Source organism: Chryseobacterium takakiae (assembly GCF_900129385.1).
Classification (GTDB): Bacteria; Bacteroidota; Bacteroidia; order Flavobacteriales; family Weeksellaceae; genus Chryseobacterium; species Chryseobacterium takakiae.
In genome coordinates this window covers 240,412-262,740 of the sequence record NZ_FQVO01000004.1, presented here as the reverse complement: position 1 = coordinate 262,740, position 22,329 = coordinate 240,412, and the positions used below count along the sequence as shown (strand labels likewise).

Below are 22,329 nucleotides of genomic sequence, written 5' to 3'. Positions count from 1 at the left end.
AAAAAAAATAACATTATGAACTTAATTATTCGCCTGCTGGTAACGGCAATTGTTGCTTACCTGCTTACCATGATTTTACCGGGAGTACATTTTTCCGGATTCGGTGGGGCTATTATCTTTTCCATCGTATTGGGAATTTTAAACCTGATTGTAAAACCGATCCTGAGTCTTTTAGGCTTGCCTTTAACGATTATTACTTTAGGTTTATTTGCCCTTGTTATAAACGCAATCATCATTCTCATTGCAGATTATTTTATAGACAGTATGGTCGTAGATGGTTTCTGGTGGGCCCTGATTTTCAGTATTCTTCTTTCCCTGATCACGTCTCTCGCAAACTCCATGTTTTCAGACGGAGATTAGATCATACACATAGCAAAGGTTGATAAAGAGTGGGCTTCGGTTCACTCTTTTTATTTGAAAATAGGCAGTATTATCTTTTAATTTATCTCTGAATATACCCTTCCTGTATAGTAAAAATAAGTAACTTTGGAAACTTTGAAATAAACAGGGATTATGAGTTTTAATCATAATCAAAAAAAGCGATCAACAATATGAAACTTAAGTACAGTCTGCTGGCTTTGGCAGCGCCGCTCTTAATGAATGCACAAAAAGTAATGACGCCTGAAATCCTCTGGACTTTAAAGAAAGTCGGAGTACAGGCCGTTTCACCGGACCATTCTTCACTTATTTATAAAGTGGGACAGGTGGATCTTAAAACAGAAAAAACAAAAAACGAAAGTTATTTCCTTAATGTTCTGAATAACCAGTCCGCTAAAATGGATCTGGGCAAAAAAGCATTGATTCAGTGGGATAAAAACGGTATCTATGCCCAGGAAGGCGATAAGATTTTTCTTTCCAAAGACAATGGAAAAACATGGACGGAATTTTACACAATCGGGGAAGCGGATAATATTGTCATTTCTCCTGACGGTAAAAAAATAGCGTTCAGCAGACAGATCCTGGTGGAAAAAGTTATGGGCAAAGACAAATATTCTGATACCCCGAAAACCACGGCACAGGTTTATACCGACCTCAACCACAGGCACTGGGATTACTTTAACGAAGGAAAATACAACCATATTTTTGTAGTGAATATTTCTGATAAAGCAGAGGCTGCAAAAGATCTTCTGGAAGGAAAGATGTGGGACGCTCCGCAAAGACCGTTCGGAGGAGCTGAAGATTTTATCTGGAGCCCGGATTCTTCACAGCTTCTCTATGTAACAAAACCTAAGAGCGGAAAAGAATATTCTACCAGCACCAATACTGATATCTTCGCGTACGATCTTACCACAGGAACGACCAAAAATGTAACAGAATCTAATAAAGGGTATGATGTAAATCCTAAGTTCAGTCCGGACGGAAAATCACTCATCTGGCAGAGTATGGCCAGAGACGGTTATGAAGCGGATAAAAATGATGTAAAAATCATGGACTGGAAAACCGCTAAAGTGACAAATCTTACCGCAGGATGGGACGAAAGCGTTTCCGGTGATGTGTTCTGGAGCGCAGATTCCAAAACAATTTATTTTACGGCAGCCTTCAAAGGAACAAAACAGCTGTTTTCATTAGACCCCAAAAACGCCAAAGTTCAGCAGATCACAAAAGGTGATTTTGATGTAAATGAAATCTTTGCCGATCAGAAAAAATCTTTACTGGTAGGAAGAACAGACATCAATCATGCAACAGATCTGTTTTCGGTGAATATCAAAAACGGAGAAATGCAGCAGGTAACCGATGCGAATAAAGAGACGTATGCAAGTCTGGCACAGGGGAAATCTGAGCTTAAAATGGTAAAGACTTCCGACGGTAAAGAAATGGGCGTATGGTTCCATTACCCGCCAAACTTTGACCCGAATAAAAAATATCCTACACTGGTATATTGCCAGGGCGGGCCGCAGTCGGCTTTAACACAATTCTTCAGCACAAGATGGAATTTTGCCTTAATGGCGGCCAACGGATATATTGTTGTAGCACCGAACCGAAGAGGAATGCCGGGATGGGGAACGAAATGGAACGAAGAAATCTCCAAAGACTGGGGCGGTCAGCCGATGAGAGATTATTTGGCAGCAACAGACTTCGCCAAAACATTACCTTATGTGGATGGTGAAAGAGTAGCTGCTGTAGGTGCAAGCTACGGAGGGTACAGTGTATTCATGCTGGCCGGAATTCATCAAAATAGATTCAAAACGTTTATTGCACACGACGGATTGTTTGATATGAAATCATGGTATCTCACCACGGAAGAGCTTTGGTTTGCCAACTGGGATCTTGGTTCGCCTTGGGAAAAACCGCTTCCGAAAGCATACACGGAATTTAACCCAAGCAATTTTGTGGATAAATGGAATAAGCCGATCATGATTGTTCAGGGAGGAATTGATTACAGGGTTCCTTACGAGCAGGGACAGGAAGCCTTTCAGGCAGCACAGCTGAGAGGACTGAAATCCAAATTGGTATATTTCCCGAACGAAAACCACTGGGTGCTTCATCCACAGAACGGTCTCGTTTGGCAGAGAGAATTCTTCGACTGGTTAAAGGAAACCTTGTAAATTGTAATCTATCTTTTAATTCCCCTCCTTTGGAGGGGTGGCAAAAATTTAAAGAATTTTTGACGGGGTGGTTTAATAAATATACATCACTACGAGCGGGCTTTAGCCCGCTTTTTGTTTCAAGAAAAATGAAAAGGCTTTAGCCAAAATATAAAACCTTAATCATGCAGAACAGAATTTTCTCTTTTCCTCCAATTATTGATGACTATTCTGAAATTATAATTTTAGGCTCAATTCCCGGAGTCAAATCCCTGGAAAAACAACAGTATTACGGTCATCCGCAAAATAAATTCTGGAAGATCATTTTTGAATTGCTGAATGAAGAATTTACGGAAGATTATGATCAAAGAATTCAGATATTAAAGAATCATCATATCGCGCTTTGGGATGTCATTGATTCCTGCGAAAGGAAAGGAAGCCTCGATTCGGAGATTAAAAATGAAGAAGCCAATCGGATTGAAGAATTGCTGGAAGATCATTCAAATATTAAAGCCATATTTTGCAATGGCGGAAAATCGTATAAAAATGCACAGAAAATTTTAGGCAAGAATTATAAAATTCCGGTATTTTTACTGCCTTCTACTAGTCCGCTTCATACGGTTTCTTTTGAAAAGAAACTTGAGGAATGGAAGAAGGTAAAACAATATTTATGAAAAAATTCATCCTATTATTGCTTATTTTAAGTTTCGCTAATGCTTTTTCCCAGGAATATCATTTTGATTATTTAATTAAATACAAATACCAATCAAAGCAAAAAAAAGAAAAGCAAACAGAGAATTTTGAATTTCTTAGCATTATAAATTCAAAAGATTATTCTTATAAGATTAATTTCAGATCTGAAAGCAGAGATACAATGACAGCAACTATAACCGACTTACGAAATGATTTACAACATTATTTTAATGTAATGAATACTAAGTCTCCCTTAGGGAAGCTGAATTTTGACTACAAATATTCAAAAAGAATTCCTTCTGCTAAAAAGCAACTTGAAGATGAATCAAAAAGACGATTCTTTAGATCAGAGTTTACAGAAAAGCAAAATGATCAATTTTCGCAATACATAATAAAAGAATATAGTAATGAAAAAATGAAAAAACCAAAAGTTTCAGCAGAAGTTATTTTTGCAGACTTTCAGGACGATTTATCATTCATTGGATTACAGCTGTTATTCGATTATTATGAAATTTATAACAAAGTTAAATTTGAAAAAAATTATATAGTAAAATCAGCATCAGCAAAATCAGAAAATCTTGAAATTGTTTTATCATTAGAAACTATTGAGCCTCAAAATATTGATATAAAAATTAATCCTGATCAACTAAAATTTCAAAACTAAAACAGCAAAGTAAAAAAACTTACTCACTCTGCTGTTTTTTATGGCTGTTTATTACTTCTCAATCCTGTAAACTTCCTCATACGGCTGTATCAAAACCCATCCGTTCCCTGAAAATTTCATCTGGAACTCTTCGCCGCTGCCTCTTCCGATAAGGCTTTTAAACGAAACGTTGGTCTTCAATTCAGGTGTCAGGTTTCCCGACCAGGCAACCGTTGCATTAGGATCTGTAAAGACAGGTGCATCCGGAGTGACCAATAACGTTAATGGCTCGCCGTGAGTTGTCACCGCAATATGTCCCGTTCCCGATAATCTTACCTGAAAAAGTCCGCCGGACATAACGCCTGCAATGCTTTTCAGCATTGTAATATCACTTTTTACGCTTTGTTCGTGAGCTAATACATCGTTTCCGTTTACACAAACTGCTTCATTGTTAAGGTAAAGGATGCGTACCTTCTTTCCCTCATCGGCAACATATAATTTTCCGGTTCCTTCGGCTTTCATCAGCCTTGCTCCTTCACCGCTGATTGCTTTCTTAAGCAGGTTTCCCAAACCGCCCGAAAGCATTCCCTGCCTTTCAAAATTGATGTTTCCTATATAACTTACCATACTTCCGGCCTTTGTCCATACTGCCTGATTGTTCAGGTTAATTTCCAGAAGCGCCGGCTTTTCCAGTTCAAAGTAATCCCTGTTTTCAGGTTTTTCTTTTGTTTCATTTACGAAAGATTCAATTGAATATTTGCTCATAAGTGTATATTTAAACCGCAAAATACAAATTTTGAGACATACTATTCACTGGAAAATAACGGTTTTTCGGCTGATTGCAAATAATACTTGACAAAGGGGGTACGAATGTCGTATATTTGCAGTCCGAAAAATTACATCTTGTAATTTGGTAATTTTTAAACCGTAATTTAAAAAATGAAAACATCAGATTTTAATTTTGATCTTCCTGCAGAATTATTGGCAGAACATCCATCCGAACACAGAGACGAAGCGAGGTTAATGGTTTTAGACAGAAAAACCGAAACGATTGAGCATAAATTGTTCAAGGATGTTGTTGATTATTTTGACGAAGGAGATCTTTTCATCTTTAACAATACCAAAGTTTTCCCGGCACGTCTTTATGGAAATAAAGAAAAGACAGGTGCCAAAATCGAAGTTTTCCTTTTGAGAGAGCTTGATAAGGAAACCCGTGTTTGGGACGTATTGGTAGATCCTGCAAGAAAAATCAGAATTGGAAATAAATTATTCTTCACCGAAGACGAATCTTTGGTTGCTGAAGTTATCGACAATACTACTTCAAGAGGAAGAACATTAAGATTCTTGTTCGACGGTTCTTATGAAGAATTCAGAGCTAAATTAAAGGAACTTGGTGAAACACCTCTTCCAAAATATATCAAAAGAGACGTAGAGCCTGAAGATGCCGAAAGATACCAGACCATCTATGCAAAAGTGGAAGGAGCAGTGGCTGCACCTACAGCTGGGCTTCACTTCTCAAAACACCTGATGAAAAGACTGGAAATCAAAGGGATTGATTTTGCAGAAGTTACCCTGCATGTTGGATTGGGAACGTTTAATCCAATTGAAGTGGAAGATCTTTCCAAGCACAAAATGGAATCTGAGGAGATTTTCATCGATGAAAAAAATGCGCAGATCATCAATAATGCGGTTGATGCCCATAAAAGAGTTTGTGCTGTTGGTACAACCACAATGAGAACATTGGAAACATCCGTGTCTTCAAACAAGAAAATTTCCGCATTCCACGGATGGACGAATAAATTTATTTATCCTCCTCATGAATTCGGGGTTGCCAATTGTATGATCACAAATTTCCACACGCCGAAATCTACATTAATCATGATGATTGCAGCGTTCGCAGGAAGAGATTTCGTAATGCATGCGTATGAAGAAGCTGTAAAAGAGAAATACAAATTCTATTCGTACGGAGATGCAATGCTAATTTTATAATAGTTACAAGTTGTTGGTTGTCAGTTGATAGTTTCTGCTATTACTGACAACGATCAACCGTCAACGATCAACCATCTACATGAAAGATATCAGAACTTTATCACTCGATCAGCTTAAAGAGTATTTTACATCTTTAGGAGAAAAGCCTTTCCGTGCGAAACAGGTGTACGATTGGCTGTGGAGCAAAAACCTTCACTCGATTGATGAGATGACGAATCTTTCGAAAAGCCTTCGTGAAAAAATTTCCGAAGAATACACCATCAATCCGGTTTCTGTTGACCAGCTTCAGAAAAGCACCGACGGAACCATCAAAAACGGGGTTAAGCTCCACGACGGCCTATTGGTGGAGTCTGTATTGATACCCACCGAAACCAGAACTACAGCCTGTGTTTCTTCCCAGGTAGGATGCTCATTAAACTGCGAATTCTGTGCAACGGCAAGGCTCAAAAGAATGAGAAACCTTGAAGTGGCGGAAATTGTAGATCAGGTGGCTTTAATCGACAGCCAGAGCAAAATGTATTTCAACAGGCCGCTTTCCAATATTGTTTTCATGGGAATGGGAGAACCGATGATGAACTACAAAAATGTTGTGGAAGCAATCAGGAAAATCACACAGCCGGAAGGTCTGGGAATGTCCCCACGAAGAATTACCGTTTCTACGTCAGGAATTCCTAAAATGATCAAAATGCTTGCTGATGATGATCTGAGAGTGAAACTTGCCTTGTCTCTTCACTCTGCCATCGAAGTCAAGAGAAATGAAATCATGCCTTTCTCCGATAAGTTTCCTTTAACGGAAATCATGGAAGCACTTCAATACTGGTACCAGAAAACTGGTTCAGTGATTACTTTCGAATATTGTGTGTGGAAAGGAATCAATGACGGAGATGAAGATATCAAAGCACTCATTAAATATTGCAAGCAGGTTCCTTCTAAAGTTAATTTAATCCAATACAACCCAATCGGTGACGGAAAATATGACCAGTGCAATAAGCAGGCAGAAGAAAATTATATCCGTCAGCTTGAAAATGCGGGTATTGTCTGTGTTGTAAGAAAAAGCCGCGGCGGAGATATTGATGCAGCCTGCGGACAATTGGCCAACAAAACAGCTGATTAAAATTTCATTAAAAAATCTGATATTATTCTTAACGTTTTCTTAAAATATTACCTTTGTACTAAATAAAAAGTGACAATGGTAGATTATTTTTTTGGTGAAGACGGCCTTGAAAACGTCTATGCCTGGTCAATTCCGGTTCACGCTACAATTATTCTTGCAGAAATGATTTACAGTCATGTTGCAGAAGCCAAACTCTACAATGGCAAAGATGTCGCAACAAGTATTTATCTTGCGGGGCTTAATTTTACACTGGATCTTGTAATGAAGGCTTTTGCCATGGGCGTCATGTTCTTTTTCTTCAATCACAGGATTTTTTCATGGGAGTATACGATCTGGTACGGATTGCTTTGTTTTATTGTTACAGACTTTGCCTATTATGTTCTTCACTATGTAGATCACCATTCCAGGGCATTCTGGGCCGTTCATATTACCCATCACAATTCAGAATATTTTAATTTAACCACAGGTTTCAGAAGTCCGGTTCTACAGCCACTGTACCGGTATCTTTATTTTTCACCATTGGCTTTTTTAGGATTTAATCCGTGGCATATTATGGTGGCTTATGCTATTGGTCAGGTTTACGGAACGTGGGTTCATACACAAACCGTGAAAAGTATGGGAATTCTGGAATATATCCTTGTTACTCCGTCTCATCACCGGGTGCATCATGGGTGCAATATCAAATATCTGGACAGGAATATGGGAATGTGCCTGATTATCTGGGATAAAATTTTCGGGACTTTTGAAAAAGAAGATCCTAATGTGCCTGTGAAATACGGTATTTATCCCAAAATGCCGGATAATAAACCGGATACCGTTCTTCTGTATGAATGGCGGAAAATCTGGAAAGACATTAAGCAGCCCGGTTTGAAATTTTCCGACAGGATGAATTATATCTTCAACTCTCCGGGGTGGCGGCATGACGGAACCGGCAAAACGGTAAGGCAGTATCAGAAAGATTACTGGGCAAAGAAAAATAAAAACAAGCAACAATCTCAGAAAAAAACAGAGTAAGTTGCATTAGCATTAATTAAACTTCTATATAATCAATTCAGGCGGCTTGGTCCGTCTTTTTTTATTAAATTATCAAAAAAACACAAAATTATTTTTATATATTTTGCTATCATTTGCTGAGTGTTAAAGTTTATGCTGAGCTTGTCGAAGTACCTTTACGAAAAAAATAAACACAGTTATTTTAAAAAAAATTGCGTCCATTGCGTTAAAAAGATTACATAATTACTGTCATTTATAATATTTTTACAAAATGAAAAAATTATTTCCTGCTTTAGCCATTCTGATTTCAGTGTTGTATCCTTCCCAACAATCTGAACTGTTAAAAATCAGGAAGTTCAGGATTGCTTATCTGGATGAGCAGATTAAAGAAACATCAGGCTTAAGCTTATTGAATGGAAAGCTATACACTCTCAACGACAGCGGAAATGCATCGGAAATTTTTGAATTGGATAAAACAACGGGAGCAATTATCAGTACAATAAAAATCAACGTTAAGAATAAAGATTGGGAAGCTTTAACGAATGACGGAAGCAATTTCTACATCGGTGATTTTGGAAATAACGGCGGGACCAGAAAAGACCTGGAAATTTATAAAGCACCATCTGGAAATACTTCTTTCGCCAATGATTCGGTTAAATTGATCTCTTTTGAGTATCCGGAACAAAAAGAGTTTATTCCCAAATATTCTTCAACGGATTTTGATGCTGAAGCGATGATTTATCTCCACGGCAAAATTCATCTTTTCACGAAGGAATGGAGTGCAAAATCAACGACTCATTACACTATTAATCCCGAAGTTCCCGAAAAGCAGCAGGCGCAGCAAACAGAAACTTTCAAAACAAATTTTTTGGTTACGGATGCTTCTTATTACAATGAAAAACTGTACCTCATCGGCTACACAAAAAAGACGGAAGTATTCCTGAATATTTTCAAGGAAACCGAACCGGGCGTTTTTTTCAATGAAATTCCGGAAAGATACTATCTCGGAAGTACTCTTTCCATCGGGCAGATTGAAGGCATTGCTGTAGATGAAACAGGGGTTTATATTTCGGGTGAAAAATTTCATTCACCGCTGGGAACTGCAAAGCAGAGTCTGTACTTTATTCCAAATGACAAGTTCAAGGATTAATCATTAAACATTTGTATCATTGCTGGGTTAAGCGCTTTTGCGAACGTGAAAAATTTCAAATGATTATATAATTCTCTGCGACTTTGCATTAAAGCTAAAAATGATATTCGTACTAAATTACCTTAAAATTGCCTGAAAAAAATTATCTTTGTGGTAATTAATAATTTATCCATCATCAAAGATTGTGGCGAACACTGTAGAAGAAATCAAGCGACCGATCAATGAGGAAATGAAACTTTTCGAGCAGAAGTTTTATGAATCCATGCAGAGTAAAGTACCTTTATTAGATAAAGTCACGCGTTTTATCGTTACTACAAAAGGAAAGCAGATGCGCCCCATGTTCGTTTTTCTTTGTGCCAAGCTTATTGGAAATGTCAACGAAAAAACATATCGCGGTGCTTCCATGATTGAGCTGATCCATACCGCAACGCTTGTTCATGATGATGTGGTGGATGAAAGTTTTAAGCGGCGTAACTTTTTTTCAATCAATGCCTTATGGAAAAATAAAATTGCCGTTTTGGTAGGAGATTATCTTTTGTCCAAATCGGTTTTACTTTCAACGGATCATAAAGATTATGATTTACTTGGAGTAATTTCCAGGACGATTCGTGAGATGTCGGAAGGTGAGCTTCTGCAGCTGGAAAAAGCCAGAAAACTGGATATTACAGAAGAAGTCTATTACGAAATCATCCGTCAGAAAACCGCTACTCTTATTGCAGCCTGTTGTGAAATCGGGGTTTTGTCAAACAACGCTGATGCAGATCTGGCTAAAAAAATGATGGATTTCGGAACGTACACCGGAATGGCTTTTCAGATTAAAGATGACCTGTTTGATTATCTGACCTCTAACGTTATCGGAAAACCTGTGGGAATTGATATCAAAGAACAGAAGATGACCCTGCCTCTTATTTTTACCCTGAGAAATGCCAACGAAAAAGACAAAAAGTACTATTTCAATACTATTAAAAGATATAATACTGATCAGAAACGGGTGAAAGAGCTGATCAGCTTTGTAAAAAGTTCCGGAGGGCTGGATTATGCCATTTCTGTGATGAAAGATTTTCAACAGAAAGCAAAAGATATTCTTAACGAATTTCCCGATTCTGAAGCCAGAAAATCTTTACATATTATGCTGGATTATGTAATTGAACGAAAATTTTAAATTAAATTATCTTCATTGTTACAATAATAACGGCTAAAACTATGCAAAATAAAGCGGTTAAAAATAAATAATCCGCAATAGTTTCAAATCTGTGTCCTCGCTTTTCATGTACAGATCTTATCGCAAGAAATGAAAAGAAACAACTGAACGCAAAAAACAGGCAGGCCACACCCGCAAATTCATCTAAGTAGGTGCTGTGGCTCATTTTAGTGATTTTTAAAGAAGTAATAATCACCAGTGAAAATCCTAGCAGATTGCTTGAGGCATTCAGAATATGAGTGGATTTCTTATCCATCTTTACAATTTTTTTCCAATATAAATACAATTTTTTTTATTATCAAATATTTAAAAAAGATTATTAAAAATTAAAATTAATTTAAAAAGTGTATATTAGCAAAATACTTCAAGAATTATAAAATTTTTTATCGGGCTATGCAGACAACCTATATTGAAACACAGCAAATTTCCTTTCAAGACTTTAAAAATCAGATACTTGAAGATTATAAGTTAGGAAGGATTTCTCGAGAAATGTCATATCTTGGCAGAAGAGAAGTTCTTACGGGAAAAGCTAAATTTGGTATTTTTGGGGATGGAAAAGAACTTCCTCAGCTTGCAATGGCGAAAGTTTTCAGAGATGGAGACTTCCGTTCGGGATATTACAGGGATCAGACCTTTGCACTGGCTGTTGATGCGCTGACTGTTGAAAGTTTTTTTGCACAGCTGTATGCAGATACCAGTGTTGAAAGAGAGCCAGCCTCTGCAGGAAGACAGATGAACGGACATTTTGCTACACGAAGCCTTAATGAAGACGGAAGCTGGAAAGACTTAACAGCTCAGAAAAATATTTCATCTGATATCTCTCCTACTGCCGGACAAATGCCTAGATTATTAGGATTGGCACAAGCTTCCAAAATATATAAATCCGTAAAATTTGAAGGTTCCGAGAAATTCTCAAAAGACGGGAACGAGATCGCTTTCGGTACCATTGGAGATGCTTCTACAGCAGAAGGTCATTTCTGGGAAACGCTGAATGCTGCATGTGCGCTTCAGGTTCCGATGATCGTTTCAATCTGGGATGACGGATATGGGATTTCGGTTCCTACGATGAAACAGAGAGCCAAAGCGGATATCGCGGAAATGCTCAGCGGTTTCCAAAGAAAAGAAGGTGAATTCCAGGGATGTGAAATTATCCAGGTAAAGGCTTGGGATTATCCATCATTGCTGGATGCCTACGCCAGAGCAGAGCAGTTTGCAAGAATGGAAAGCATTCCGGTAGTTGTTCATGTGGTAGAGGTTACGCAGCCTCAGGGACATTCCACTTCCGGATCTCACGAAAGATATAAAAACGAAGAGCGTCTGGCCTGGGAATCCCAGTTTGACGGTCTGGTAAAATTCAGAGAATGGATTCTGAATTATTCCATTGAAATTGACGGTAAAGAAGAAGTGCTGGCAACGGCTGAAGAGCTTGATGCTATTGATGATGAAGCTAAAAAAACGGTAAAAGCCGGACAAAAAACAGCCTGGGAAAGCTATCAGAAAACCATTACGGATTTAATTCATGCGGTATTGCCTTTCGTTGAAAATCTGAAAGGTCAGAATTCCGAAATTGAAAACTATATTAATCAGTTCAACAAATTGGTTTCCAAAGCCAAAAAAGATGTTTTCCATTTGGTGAGAAGATCTTTGCTGGCAACAAGAGGAACAAATTCTGCAGAAAGAAATCAGCTGATGCAGAAATACAATGAGATTTTCGAAGTGGAGAAAGACAATTATTCTTCTCATTTATATTCTCAGTCTCAATGGAAAGCTGAAAACGTAAAAGAAATTAAACCAATCTATTCTGATGCTTCTGAAGATGTGGACGGAAGAGTAGTGGTACGAAATAATTTCGACAAGATTTTCGAAAAATATCCTGAAACATTAGTCTTTGGTGAAGATGCCGGAAATATCGGCGACGTCAACCAGGGATTGGAAGGAATGCAGGAAAAATACGGCGAAGTTCGTGTTGCCGATACGGGAATTCGTGAAGCAACAATTCTTGGGCAGGGAATCGGTATGGCGATGAGAGGTTTGAGACCGATCGCGGAGATTCAGTATTTAGATTATATTCTCTATTGTTTACAGGGAATGAGCGATGATCTTGCTACCGTTCAGTACAGAACAAAAGGCGGACAGAAAGCTCCGGTAATCATCAGAACAAGAGGTCACAGACTGGAAGGGGTTTGGCATTCAGGTTCTCCAATGGCAGGAATTCTTAATCTTTCCAAAGGAATTTTAGTTTTGGTTCCGAGAAACTTAACGAAAGCTGCCGGATTCTACAATACCATGCTTCAAAGTGATGAACCAGCCGTAATTGTTGAATGTTTAAACGGGTACCGTTTAAAAGAGAAACAACCGGATAATTTAGGAGAATTCACTGTTCCTGTCGGAAAAATTGAAGTAACCAAAGAAGGAAAAGATGTAACGCTGGTAACCTACGGTTCTACGTGGAGAATTGTTATGGAAGCTGCGGAAGAACTTGAAAAATTAGGAATTTCTGCGGAAGTGATTGACGTTCAGTCCTTGATTCCATTCGATTTAACCCATGAAATTGCTGAATCGGTGAAGAAAACCAACCGATTGGTGGTAATCGACGAAGATGTGGAAGGAGGAACCTCAGCGTTTATTCTTCAGCAGATTTTGGAAAAGCAAAAAGCATTCAGATTTTTAGATTCTGATCCTCTGACCATTTCAGCAAACGATCACAGACCGGCGTACGCCAGTGACGGAGATTATTTCTCTAAACCTTCTGCAGACGATATGGTGGAAAAAATTTATGCTCTATTTAACGAAACAAATCCTCAGAAATATCCTGCGATATTTTAACTGAGATTTTAGATAAATTTTGAAACCGCTTCTTTAGGGAGCGGTTTTTTTTATTGTTAAAAAATGTTATATTAGAGTTCTTATGAAAAATATTTTAGAGCAAATAGCAAAAAGGCAAGCTGATAGTCTATCCATAATTCAAAATTATACTTGTGTTTTAATAAAGAATTATTTTGATTATAAAGTGCATGGAACAGGTGTGTTTATAAAAATTGGAAATTTGCATCTGCTTATTTCTGCGGCTCATGTATTTGATGATTTTCATGAATTATTTATTCCGCTAAATAATGGTGAAACTTTAATTAAACCTGGAGGTAGAATTATAGTAAATAATCCAAAATCATCAAGGGATAAGGATGAATTAGATATAGGAATTGTAATATTAGATAATCTTACAATAAAAGATTTGAAAAAAGATTATAATTTTCTAGATGAAAATAATTTGGAGATCAATCACAAAAATAATTATTCTTATAATTATATTATTTGGGGTTATCCTTCAAGTTGGTCAAAAAAATCTATATCACGAAATTCGTTCCATTCCCGACCTTTCATTCATTTCACAAAATGTGCTGATGCTTCTGAATATAGAAAAGTTAATAGATATGAATTCTTAAATATAATAGTTGACTATGACCGACAAAATGTTTTAAACTTTAAATCTAGAAACTTTAGTTTTGGCCCTGATCTATTTGGAATTAGTGGTTGCGGATTATGGTATTTGAATCCTAAAGATTATGACAAAATTGCTAATCCAAAATTAATAGGAATAATGACAGATTGGACAATTTCTAATAGGAGTAATCTTATTGCAACTCGAGTTGACGCAATCACTGAATTTTTAAGGAAAAATGAAGGTATTGATTTTCCAGAATCGAACTTGTTTTCTTTTAAGTAATTAAACAGCAACCTTCTTATTGTTCTTATTTTCCAAAAAAGCCTTGCAATCCTTAACTTTTTCCGAATCATAAACATGGTATTTGGTTTCCCATTCCTCAAGCTGATATAAAATCGGGAGCAAGGCTAAACCTTTCTCCGTAAGAGAATATTCAACCCTCGGCGGAATTTCTTTAAACTCTTCACGAATCACCAGTCCGTCGGACTCCATTTCCCGAAGCTGATCAGTTAAAACTTTTCTGGAAATGACATTAATGCGCACCGCAAGTTCACCAAAACGCAGTTTCCGGTCTTTGATTACCAGAACAATAATCGGTTTCCATTTGCTTCCTAAGGCAGACATTGCTTTACCGAGAGGACAGCTGTATTGCATTAATTCGTTCTTTTTCATAGAAGTTTTATTTCTAATTGTTGTGTTTTGTTGAACACGAAGTTCACAAAGATTTTTATTTTTAATACTAACTGTTTCAAGTTTCACAAAGCCGTTTGACTACGTCGAATCTTCGATTTCACTTATAAGAGGGTACAAAGATTTAATTATATCAATTCTTTTAACATTGTCAAGCGAAGCCCTCGACGCCAACCTTAGCCTTTACCTCAACCTTATCGTTACCTCCACGTTACCATCATCAGTTACCACAAAGTTACTACTTTTTTATATTAAAAGATACAAATACGAACTATTATTAGTTACTTTGTGTAACAAATATAAATATAAATTTAAAAAAATGAGCACAGAATCATTATTTAAACCTTTCAAGTATAAAAATTTAGAGCTAAAAAATAGAATCGTAATGGCTCCGATGACGAGAGCGCAATCCGATAACGGGGTTCCTACCCAGCAGATCGCAGACTACTACGCAAGAAGAGCTGCTGCGGAAGTTGGATTAATCATTTCTGAAGGAACCGTAATCAACCGTCCGGCTTCAAAAAATATGCAGAATATCCCGGATTTTTACGGAACGGAAGCTTTAAACGGATGGAAAAACGTAATTAGCTCCGTACACGAAAATGGCGGAAAAATGGGACCTCAGATCTGGCATGTTGGAGATACGAGAAGCACTCCGGATTATCCGACTGTGGAGATGGAAAAAGCATCGACTATGACACTGGAAGATATTCAGGACACAATTGCTCAGTTTGCCGCATCAGCAAAATCTGCCAAAGATCTTGGTTTCGATGTTGTTGAAATTCATGGAGCACACGGATATCTTATTGACCAGTTTTTCTGGGAAGGTACCAATACCAGAACCGATGAATATAGCGGAAAAACGATTAAAGAAAGAAGCCGTTTTGCAGTAGATGTTGTAAAAGCCATCAGAGCTGCAGTGGGCAATGATTTTACCATCATTATTCGTCTCTCTCAATGGAAACAGCAGGATTATTCGGTTAAATTAGCCCATACACCGGAAGAAATGGAAGAATGGCTGTTGCCGTTAAAAGAAGCCGGAGTTGATATCTTCCATTGCTCCCAAAGAAGATTCTGGGAACCGGAATTTGAAGGTTCCGACCTCAACTTCGCAGGATGGGCAAAGAAAATTACCGGCCAGCCAACTATTACTGTTGGATCAGTTGGACTAAAAGGAGATGTAATGGGTGCGTTCGCAGGACAGGGAACGGAAAAAGCAGATTTAACGGAACTCACCAGAAGACTGGAAAGAGGCGACTTTGATTTAGTAGCTGTTGGCCGTGCGCTGCTTCAGGATCCTGAGTGGGCTAAAAAAGTTAAAGAACAGAATACCGAGGCCCTGCTTGATTTTTCTGCAGAAAGCTTAGGGGTATTATACTAAAGTTTGATTGTCAATAGTGAATCTGCCTTGCTGTCAGTTAGATTTTGACAACTTTTCTGAACTGACAGTTCCTATTCACTTACAGGGCAAAATTCACTGTTGATGATTTTACCATATCTTGATTACCTATTTAAATTTTTTACCAAAACCGCTTTAAGATCAATTCTTAGAGCGGTTTTCTTTTAAAAAGAAAAACCACTTTCCGGAATTGAAAGTGGTTTTAACAGATTTAAATATCTAAAACATCAGGTCAATCCTGATTGAATTATCGTTTACAGCCCAATGCTTTTAGTTGGCTTCAGTTGTTTTCTGATGCTTTTCGGAAGCGCATCTTTGTGAAGAAGGATTGCCGTAGATTTGTACTCCACATACGGTCTTGTAACATAAATATATCCTTCAAAATCATTCGTTACACCCCATGAATTTTTTACCATATAATATTCTTTTCCGCTCTGGTCTTTTGCCAATCCTACGATGTGCATACCGTGATCGTCGGTTGTCGACAGGTTATTTAAAGCCTGCTGACGCATATCTTCCGTAATGGTTTTATCTTTTTTAGGTTCGGTGAATAAAGTTCCTTTATTCTCATTATTGATCTGGTTCAGATCCATATCCGGAACATACGCCACCCCGTTTTTGTAAGAAAAATAAGGTTCGGAAACATCCGTTGCCCAGCCTACGGAATAGCCTTTGTTCACAGCATTATCAATAATCGCCGTTAAATCTTTCATCGGAACATTCCAATCGGAATCATGGCTCCAGTTATCAGGAATCGGAACAACGAATTTCTGGTAATACGGATAATCTTTATAGGAAGAAATTTCAACATAATCTTCCGGATTAATGCCTACCACTTCTTTTGCAAAAGATTGTGGCGTATAGGATTTCCCTTCATAGGTAAAATTAGCAGGAACTTTTCCCAGGTACTGATCCAGAATGGCATCTACTGAAGACATCCAGTTGTCCGACAATTTTCCTTTAGATGATGCCTGTACGAGACTGTCCAGAACAGGTTTTAGTTTTCCCTGCATTTCAGAGAAGTTATTCAGGGTCTGTCCCTGTTTCAGTCCTGTGTAAACATCCTGCGGAACTGCACCGTACTTTTTGTACATATTGATGACATCATGCAGCTCTCCGCCATCGCCCCAGTTAATGGCTCCATTGTTTAACACGTATAATTTTGCTTTGTCGTGGTAAGAGTTTCTTGCCGTGAAGATTTCTGCAAGGTCAACCGTCTTTTTTCCCATTCTCTGCATTTCAGACTCCAGGAAAGAGTTTCCCGAATAGCTCCAGCATGTTCCCGAAGAACCCTGATTTTTCACCGAAGTTGCGCCCACATCTTTCAGCGTGGTAAACTGGAAATTGGCATTTTGAGACTGATTGTTTTTTAACTTGTTGATTAAGTCATCCTGAGCAAACATCATACTTCCTGAAGACAAAACAAAAAGTAATGATATAAATTTGGTATTCTTCATTACTATAAAAATTATTATATGAATAGTCGTTCATATTAAAGATTTGTTACAGACCGTAAGGTTAAACTTCATCTTGGATTTAGGAGCTTTTTCGCGCTTTCGCTACTCGCTTTTTTCTGATTTCGGCGGCGGCAAAAGCCGCCGCCGAAATCAGAAAAAGAGCTCAAACATGCCGCTCAATCACGGCTAGGGTAGAGGTCCTTCATCATAACTTTAGACCATACCAATACATTTTATTATGATGAAAAATTCATGAATCTTTGCAAATTCGCGAAAATCCGTTGTAAAATAATCAAATCGAAAAATTATAATTTAGTTTAAATGCTTCCATATCATAAATTTGGATCAATAACTTTTTAAATAAGGATTCTGAGTAAATCTGTTTGATCACCGGGAAATTGTAATAAATTCTCTTTTTTACGTTGTGCCTCATTTGCCTTCCTCATCAGATTTCAGTACTTTTCAAAAAAAGTTGATCATGTTTCCAACCTTTTTGGAATTTTCTGCATCTGTATACATATAAAGCCTGATTATGGAACGAGAGCTAATACTACAATGTCAGCGGAACGACCGCAATGCCCAGCGGAAAGTCTATGAAAAGATGGCAGGAAAACTATATTCGGTGTGCAGACGATATCTTAAAAACGATGAAGATATCGAAGAAGCACTCGCAGATACATTTTATAAAATTTTCACCAAAATAGATCAGCTTCACAACCCGGATATTTTTGAAGCCTGGGCCAGGAAAATTACGGTTAACGAATGCCTTCAAAAACTCAGAACAGCTCAGCGGCTACATATTTCACTCGACGAAAACAATGTCATCAGTTCCGATGCAGGTGAACATGTTTCCTTTGAAAAAGATATTTTGCATCTTCTCAACTTTCTTCCGGAAGGCTGCAGGGCGATCTTTAATCTTTTTGCCATTGAAGGTTATCCTCATAAGGAAATTGCAACTATGCTCTCCATAAGTGAGGGAACGTCAAAATCTCAGCTCAATTTTGCAAGAAAAAAACTTCAGGAACTTCTGGTGAATCAAAATGTTTAAACTTTACAACAATGGAAAATAATCACGATATTGATAAAACTTTCAATGAGGCTTCTCAGTCTTTAGAAGAACCTGCAACTTTTCCGGGGTTTGATAAAGTTTGGAACAGAATAGAGGAAAAGCTGGATCAAAAAGAAGAAAAGAAAAAGAGAAAAATCTCTGCATGGCTTCCTTACGGAATTGCCGCCAGTCTGATCATCGCTTCCGGAATTTTTTATTTTACCTCAACGGCAGATACTTCAACAATTCATCAACCGGTTATTGCAAACAAGAGTACAATTCAAAAAACGTATTCTCCGCAAATTTCTGAACATATCCGGAATACTGACAGTACTTTAAAAGTAAATATTCAAAAAACAATGGTACCATCTGCTGCTGTAAAATTAGCCCGAAATGAAACACCCAAACTTTACACTCCCTCATTAACGTATCCGGCTCAAGAAATAACATCTGCGCCGTCTTCTGATAAGGAGATAACGAAGATTGCTGAAGAACATGCGATGATGGACAGCATCAAAAGACAGAATATAGAAGAAGTTATTGCAATGGGAATTAAAAAAGAAAAGGCTTCAATGAATGCAATGGCTTCCAACAAGAGAATTTCTGAACTCAGCACCATTGCAGATACTGCAGATTATGAATATCCGGATTTAAAATTCGGATTTAATGAAAAAAAGAAGGAACCCGAAATACTTTATAAAAAAACTTCTACGAAAGAGTACAAACCTCTTGCTTTAAATGGTGGGAAAAGAACTTTTCTCGGTGAAAAACAGGCTGTAACTTCTCTGAACGGAATTGCGTCTGGTCTCAGGATAAATTCTATATCGGGAGCTGCAGGATCTGGAAGACTGGATATTTCAGTGGGATATCTGGCCAATTCTCAGCCGGGAGCCGGGCCTCTGGTTGTTATCAACGGAGCAATGTCTGATGTAGAAACCCTAAAAAAACTGGATCCTGTAAAAATTGACAATATTTCTGTAATCAGTAAAGAAAAAGCCGGCGGCTTATTTGGCGGCAAAGCAAAGCACGGCTTAATCGTAGTCATCACAAAAGATATTTCTAAAGCAGAAAGACAAAGATTGAAAAAACTTATGCAAGAGAAAGCTCTCGAAAAATAATCTTAAATATTGAAAAAAATCAATAACCATTTTATCATACATCAGGAAAGGGACTTTGAGAGAAGTTTCTTTTCTGAATTTTAATAACAAAAACCATGAATAAGGTTTACTATTTATCTTTTTTGCTTGCCGTGAATTATTTTTCCGGTCAGAATTCGCAGCTGTATTATTCCCGGATTTTTTTAAATGAAAAAGAAAAACCACAGAATTTTTTAAAAGTTCTGAATAAAAACAGCGGCGTTTATGAGCTTACTGATGAAGAAGGTTTCGCAATCATTGCAGCAAAACAATATGATACCCTGGTTTGGAATAATGGAAAAAACAAAGCGGTAGTCTATTATCCGCAAGAGCTGAAATCTATCCTTGAAAGTCGGGTTGAGAAAAAAAACGCTGAGAATATTCAAAATAAAGAGTATGATAGTTTGATTTTCAGAGATCTGAAAGATGAATTCAGCATTGAAAAATCCAGCCAAAGGGTAACGGTCAACTCTGGTTATTACGCAGTAAGAAAGCTAAAAGAAGTGAGTAAAGGTCATTTCAAATTAAAGATGCGCTCACAGAATTTGTTGCTGCTTAATGGAAGTTTTACCACTTCTGTTGATGTAAAGAAAAGAAATTCTATTACGGAAACGCAAAACCAATACGTACAGGGAAGGTCTGAAGGAGGAAAATTAATTTGGAGAGGCCCTGAAACAGGCGAAATGTTCAGCTTCGGACCGGATATTTCTTCTTTGCAGTTTGATAATCAGCCATATGAATATGATGAGAATGGCAGGTTAATTCCCTTAACTGATGGAAATACCGCAGCACAAGCTTATCAAAATGATATTTTCAAAACAACAGTTGGATACAATAATCAGCTGAGATTGAGTGCATTTATCAAAAGCAATGGATACAGGAATGATGACCTGGTCCGGTTATCTTTGGAATTGGGACAGCAAAAGAACCAAAACTATTTTATTGATCAGTACAATACTCTCAATTCATTGAAGACAAAGCTAAGCTCAAAAATTTTAAAGTTCTCATTAAATTTTGCGTTCAGTTACGACGAAAATAAAGCAACCAATTCCAACAGGATAGGACTCTTCAACAGAGCATATCAGAATTCCCTGCTTACACCTGCTTCTTTTTCCAATAAACAAAACGCATTTTTACCAGGCGGTTTGCAGAGAAGCTATGGTGAGCTGGCAGATAATCCTGAATTTTTATTTTTTCAGAACAACAAATATAATTACAGTGATAAAAGAAGGCAGTTTAATGGCGCTATTGTAAGAAATTGGAGCTATTTCAGGTTTAAAATTACCCAATCTTATGAACATGACGTATTCAGAAATTTTGATGAATATAAACCTTCAATTTCCGGATTTTTAAGCGGTTTAAGGAATGAAAGAATACAAAATAACAGATTGTATAATTCCTCTATTTTATTAACATACAGTCCTGATAAAAATGACTGGGAAAATATATTTAGCTTTAGCCAAATCATTAACAATCAACAATCAGATATTGATAACAGCCTGGAAAATACAAAATATGCATATCACAGAACGTCGCAGGATTATATTTTTGAGTACAAACTGAATTATGAAAATTACAATGATTTTGAAACGGGAATAAATCTTGGAAATTCTTTCTATATTTCAAATACTTCACTAAAGAATAATTATTTTCTTCCAAAAGCCGGTGCTTATATTATCTTCAATGATATTTTCAGCTGGCGTAATATTAATTTTAAACTCTTAGGAACCTATACACGGCTGAGTTCCGAACCGGAAATTACAAGGTCGTATGCTTCTTATGCGACAACATTACTTAACGCTGAGAATTCAAATCAATATTTTCCGCTGCAGGAAGTTGATACATTCCGGAACCTGTCGAATATAGATACAAAAGAATGGAAAACGGGTTTCAGGCTTACATCCGGAAACAATTTAGGCATTGAGGCAGAATATTTTAGCCGCAAAATAAACAACGATATTTTTCCTGTTTTTCAGAATAACCGGTTAAAGCTCAAAAATATTGCAGATCACACCTACAGCGGATATGAAATGAATTTTTTTTATGAAAATGTCTATTTAAGTCCGGATTTCAGAATGAGCCAGAAAGCTTCGTTTTTCAAATACCGGGATGTGGTAGACAGGGTAGATTCAGGGTATAATCATCTTGCCGTTTCAGGATTCAGGGATATTTACAAAACAATTTCCGAAGGTGAAATTTTAGGAGCCGTAATGGGAAGCTATTTTAAAAGGAATGCCAATGGCGAAATAATCATTGATGAATCAGGATATCCTGAAAAAGCCGAAGGAATGAAGATTATCGCAGATCCTACACCCGATTTTATCATGAAATTCAGCCATAACTTCAGCTATAAAATGTTTTCTCTTGATCTTAATTGGGAATGGAAAAAAGGCGGACAGCTGTGGAACGGAACTCAGGCAGTGCTCGATTATTACGGACGCTCTAGAACATCAGGAAATGAAAGGGATATTAAGAACTATGTTTTTCAGGGAGTAAATGCAGCAGGAAATATCAATCAGGTTCCTGTTGATTTTTACGATCCGGATCAGGATGTTTTGCAGAACCTATGGACGCGGTACGGCTACTTGGGAATTGCGGAAAATTACGTTCAGAAGGCTGATTATATAAAAATTAATACAATTTCTCTAACGGCAAAATTTGATGTCGGACAATTTAAAAGAGCGCTGGATATTACTTTTTATGTCAACAATATTATTCTTTGGCAGGCCAATCAGGGGGCAGATTCTAACCAGAATTTTTATGACGCTGATAACGTAAGAGGACTGGATTTTTTTAATCTTCCTTCTTATAAAACTTTTGGCTGTATGGTTTCATTTCAATTTTAGCGT

19 protein-coding genes are annotated in these 22,329 nt (G+C 37.3%); 15 read left to right on the top strand and 4 right to left on the bottom strand.

What is annotated here, in order from left to right:
• Positions 1–15 precede the first annotated feature (15 nt).
• From BUA76_RS07675 to BUA76_RS07660, 4 genes are all read left to right on the top strand, one after another.
• The gene (locus tag BUA76_RS07675) at positions 16–360 is read left to right on the top strand and encodes a phage holin family protein (protein WP_072884219.1); all 345 of its coding nucleotides are present in this window, start codon (positions 16–18) and stop codon (positions 358–360) included.
• Between the two features lie 191 nt (positions 361–551).
• Entirely contained in the window at positions 552–2,546 is a 1,995-nt protein-coding gene (locus BUA76_RS07670; protein WP_072884218.1) for a S9 family peptidase, read from the top strand.
• Between the two features lie 164 nt (positions 2,547–2,710).
• A complete protein-coding gene (locus tag BUA76_RS07665) occupies positions 2,711–3,199 on the top strand; it encodes a DNA-deoxyinosine glycosylase (protein WP_072884217.1) in 489 nt (162 codons plus the stop codon).
• Positions 3,172–3,882: a hypothetical protein gene (locus BUA76_RS07660; protein WP_072884216.1), complete on the top strand. Its 711-nt coding sequence runs from the start codon at positions 3,172–3,174 to the stop codon at positions 3,880–3,882. Before BUA76_RS07665 ends, BUA76_RS07660 begins: the two co-directional genes overlap by 28 nt.
• Positions 3,883–3,933: 51 nt before the next feature.
• On the opposite strand, the gene BUA76_RS07655 is transcribed toward BUA76_RS07660, so the two are convergent.
• Positions 3,934–4,626, bottom strand: coding sequence for an AIM24 family protein (locus BUA76_RS07655; RefSeq protein ID WP_072884215.1), 693 nt, complete (start codon positions 4,624–4,626; stop codon positions 3,934–3,936).
• A 174-nt stretch (positions 4,627–4,800) separates the two neighbouring features.
• Here BUA76_RS07655 and queA point away from each other — a divergent pair, with 174 nt between their 5' ends.
• The 5 genes from queA (at position 4,801) to BUA76_RS07630 (ending at position 10,269) form a co-directional block, all read left to right on the top strand.
• Positions 4,801–5,850 (top strand): tRNA preQ1(34) S-adenosylmethionine ribosyltransferase-isomerase QueA, encoded by a 1,050-nt coding sequence (gene queA / locus BUA76_RS07650; protein ID WP_072884214.1) that lies wholly within the window; start codon positions 4,801–4,803, stop codon positions 5,848–5,850.
• A 79-nt stretch (positions 5,851–5,929) separates the two neighbouring features.
• Positions 5,930–6,964: a dual-specificity RNA methyltransferase RlmN gene (gene rlmN, locus BUA76_RS07645; RefSeq protein ID WP_072884213.1), complete on the top strand. Its 1,035-nt coding sequence runs from the start codon at positions 5,930–5,932 to the stop codon at positions 6,962–6,964.
• A 75-nt stretch (positions 6,965–7,039) separates the two neighbouring features.
• Positions 7,040–7,978, top strand: coding sequence for a sterol desaturase family protein (locus BUA76_RS07640; RefSeq protein WP_072884212.1), 939 nt, complete (start codon positions 7,040–7,042; stop codon positions 7,976–7,978).
• Positions 7,979–8,228: 250 nt separating this feature from the next.
• Positions 8,229–9,107: a hypothetical protein gene (locus BUA76_RS07635; RefSeq protein WP_072884211.1), complete on the top strand. Its 879-nt coding sequence runs from the start codon at positions 8,229–8,231 to the stop codon at positions 9,105–9,107.
• Between the two features lie 184 nt (positions 9,108–9,291).
• Positions 9,292–10,269 carry a polyprenyl synthetase family protein gene (locus BUA76_RS07630; RefSeq protein ID WP_072884210.1) on the top strand — a complete coding sequence of 326 codons (978 nt, stop codon included), beginning with the start codon at positions 9,292–9,294 and terminating at the stop codon, positions 10,267–10,269.
• A 1-nt stretch (position 10,270) separates the two neighbouring features.
• Here BUA76_RS07630 and BUA76_RS07625 read toward each other — a convergent pair whose 3' ends face one another.
• Positions 10,271–10,564, bottom strand: coding sequence for a hypothetical protein (locus tag BUA76_RS07625; protein ID WP_072884209.1), 294 nt, complete (start codon positions 10,562–10,564; stop codon positions 10,271–10,273).
• Between the two features lie 137 nt (positions 10,565–10,701).
• Here BUA76_RS07625 and BUA76_RS07620 point away from each other — a divergent pair, with 137 nt between their 5' ends.
• On the top strand, positions 10,702–13,134 hold the full coding sequence (locus BUA76_RS07620) for an alpha-ketoacid dehydrogenase subunit alpha/beta (RefSeq protein ID WP_072884208.1): 2,433 nt from the start codon (positions 10,702–10,704) through the stop codon (positions 13,132–13,134).
• Between the two features lie 82 nt (positions 13,135–13,216).
• Positions 13,217–14,032 (top strand): hypothetical protein, encoded by an 816-nt coding sequence (locus tag BUA76_RS07615; RefSeq protein WP_072884207.1) that lies wholly within the window; start codon positions 13,217–13,219, stop codon positions 14,030–14,032.
• Here BUA76_RS07615 and BUA76_RS07610 read toward each other — a convergent pair whose 3' ends face one another.
• Positions 14,033–14,422 carry a winged helix-turn-helix transcriptional regulator gene (locus tag BUA76_RS07610; protein WP_072884206.1) on the bottom strand — a complete coding sequence of 130 codons (390 nt, stop codon included), beginning with the start codon at positions 14,420–14,422 and terminating at the stop codon, positions 14,033–14,035. It lies immediately after the preceding gene.
• 337 nt (positions 14,423–14,759) lie between these two features.
• On the opposite strand from BUA76_RS07610, the gene BUA76_RS07605 reads away from it, so the two are divergent.
• A complete protein-coding gene (locus BUA76_RS07605; protein WP_072884205.1) occupies positions 14,760–15,821 on the top strand; it encodes an NADH:flavin oxidoreductase in 1,062 nt (353 codons plus the stop codon).
• A 272-nt stretch (positions 15,822–16,093) separates the two neighbouring features.
• Here BUA76_RS07605 and BUA76_RS07600 read toward each other — a convergent pair whose 3' ends face one another.
• The gene (locus BUA76_RS07600) at positions 16,094–17,296 is read right to left on the bottom strand and encodes a C1 family peptidase (protein WP_072884204.1); all 1,203 of its coding nucleotides are present in this window, start codon (positions 17,294–17,296) and stop codon (positions 16,094–16,096) included.
• A gap of 532 nt (positions 17,297–17,828) precedes the next feature.
• Between BUA76_RS07600 and BUA76_RS07595 the strand changes: the two genes are divergently transcribed.
• The 3 genes from BUA76_RS07595 (at position 17,829) to BUA76_RS07585 (ending at position 22,326) form a co-directional block, all read left to right on the top strand.
• Entirely contained in the window at positions 17,829–18,344 is a 516-nt protein-coding gene (locus BUA76_RS07595; protein ID WP_072884203.1) for an RNA polymerase sigma factor, read from the top strand.
• 11 nt (positions 18,345–18,355) lie between these two features.
• On the top strand, positions 18,356–19,462 hold the full coding sequence (locus BUA76_RS07590; protein WP_072884202.1) for a hypothetical protein: 1,107 nt from the start codon (positions 18,356–18,358) through the stop codon (positions 19,460–19,462).
• A gap of 95 nt (positions 19,463–19,557) precedes the next feature.
• The gene (locus BUA76_RS07585) at positions 19,558–22,326 is read left to right on the top strand and encodes a hypothetical protein (protein ID WP_072884201.1); all 2,769 of its coding nucleotides are present in this window, start codon (positions 19,558–19,560) and stop codon (positions 22,324–22,326) included.
• The last annotated feature ends 3 nt before the right edge of the window (positions 22,327–22,329 follow it).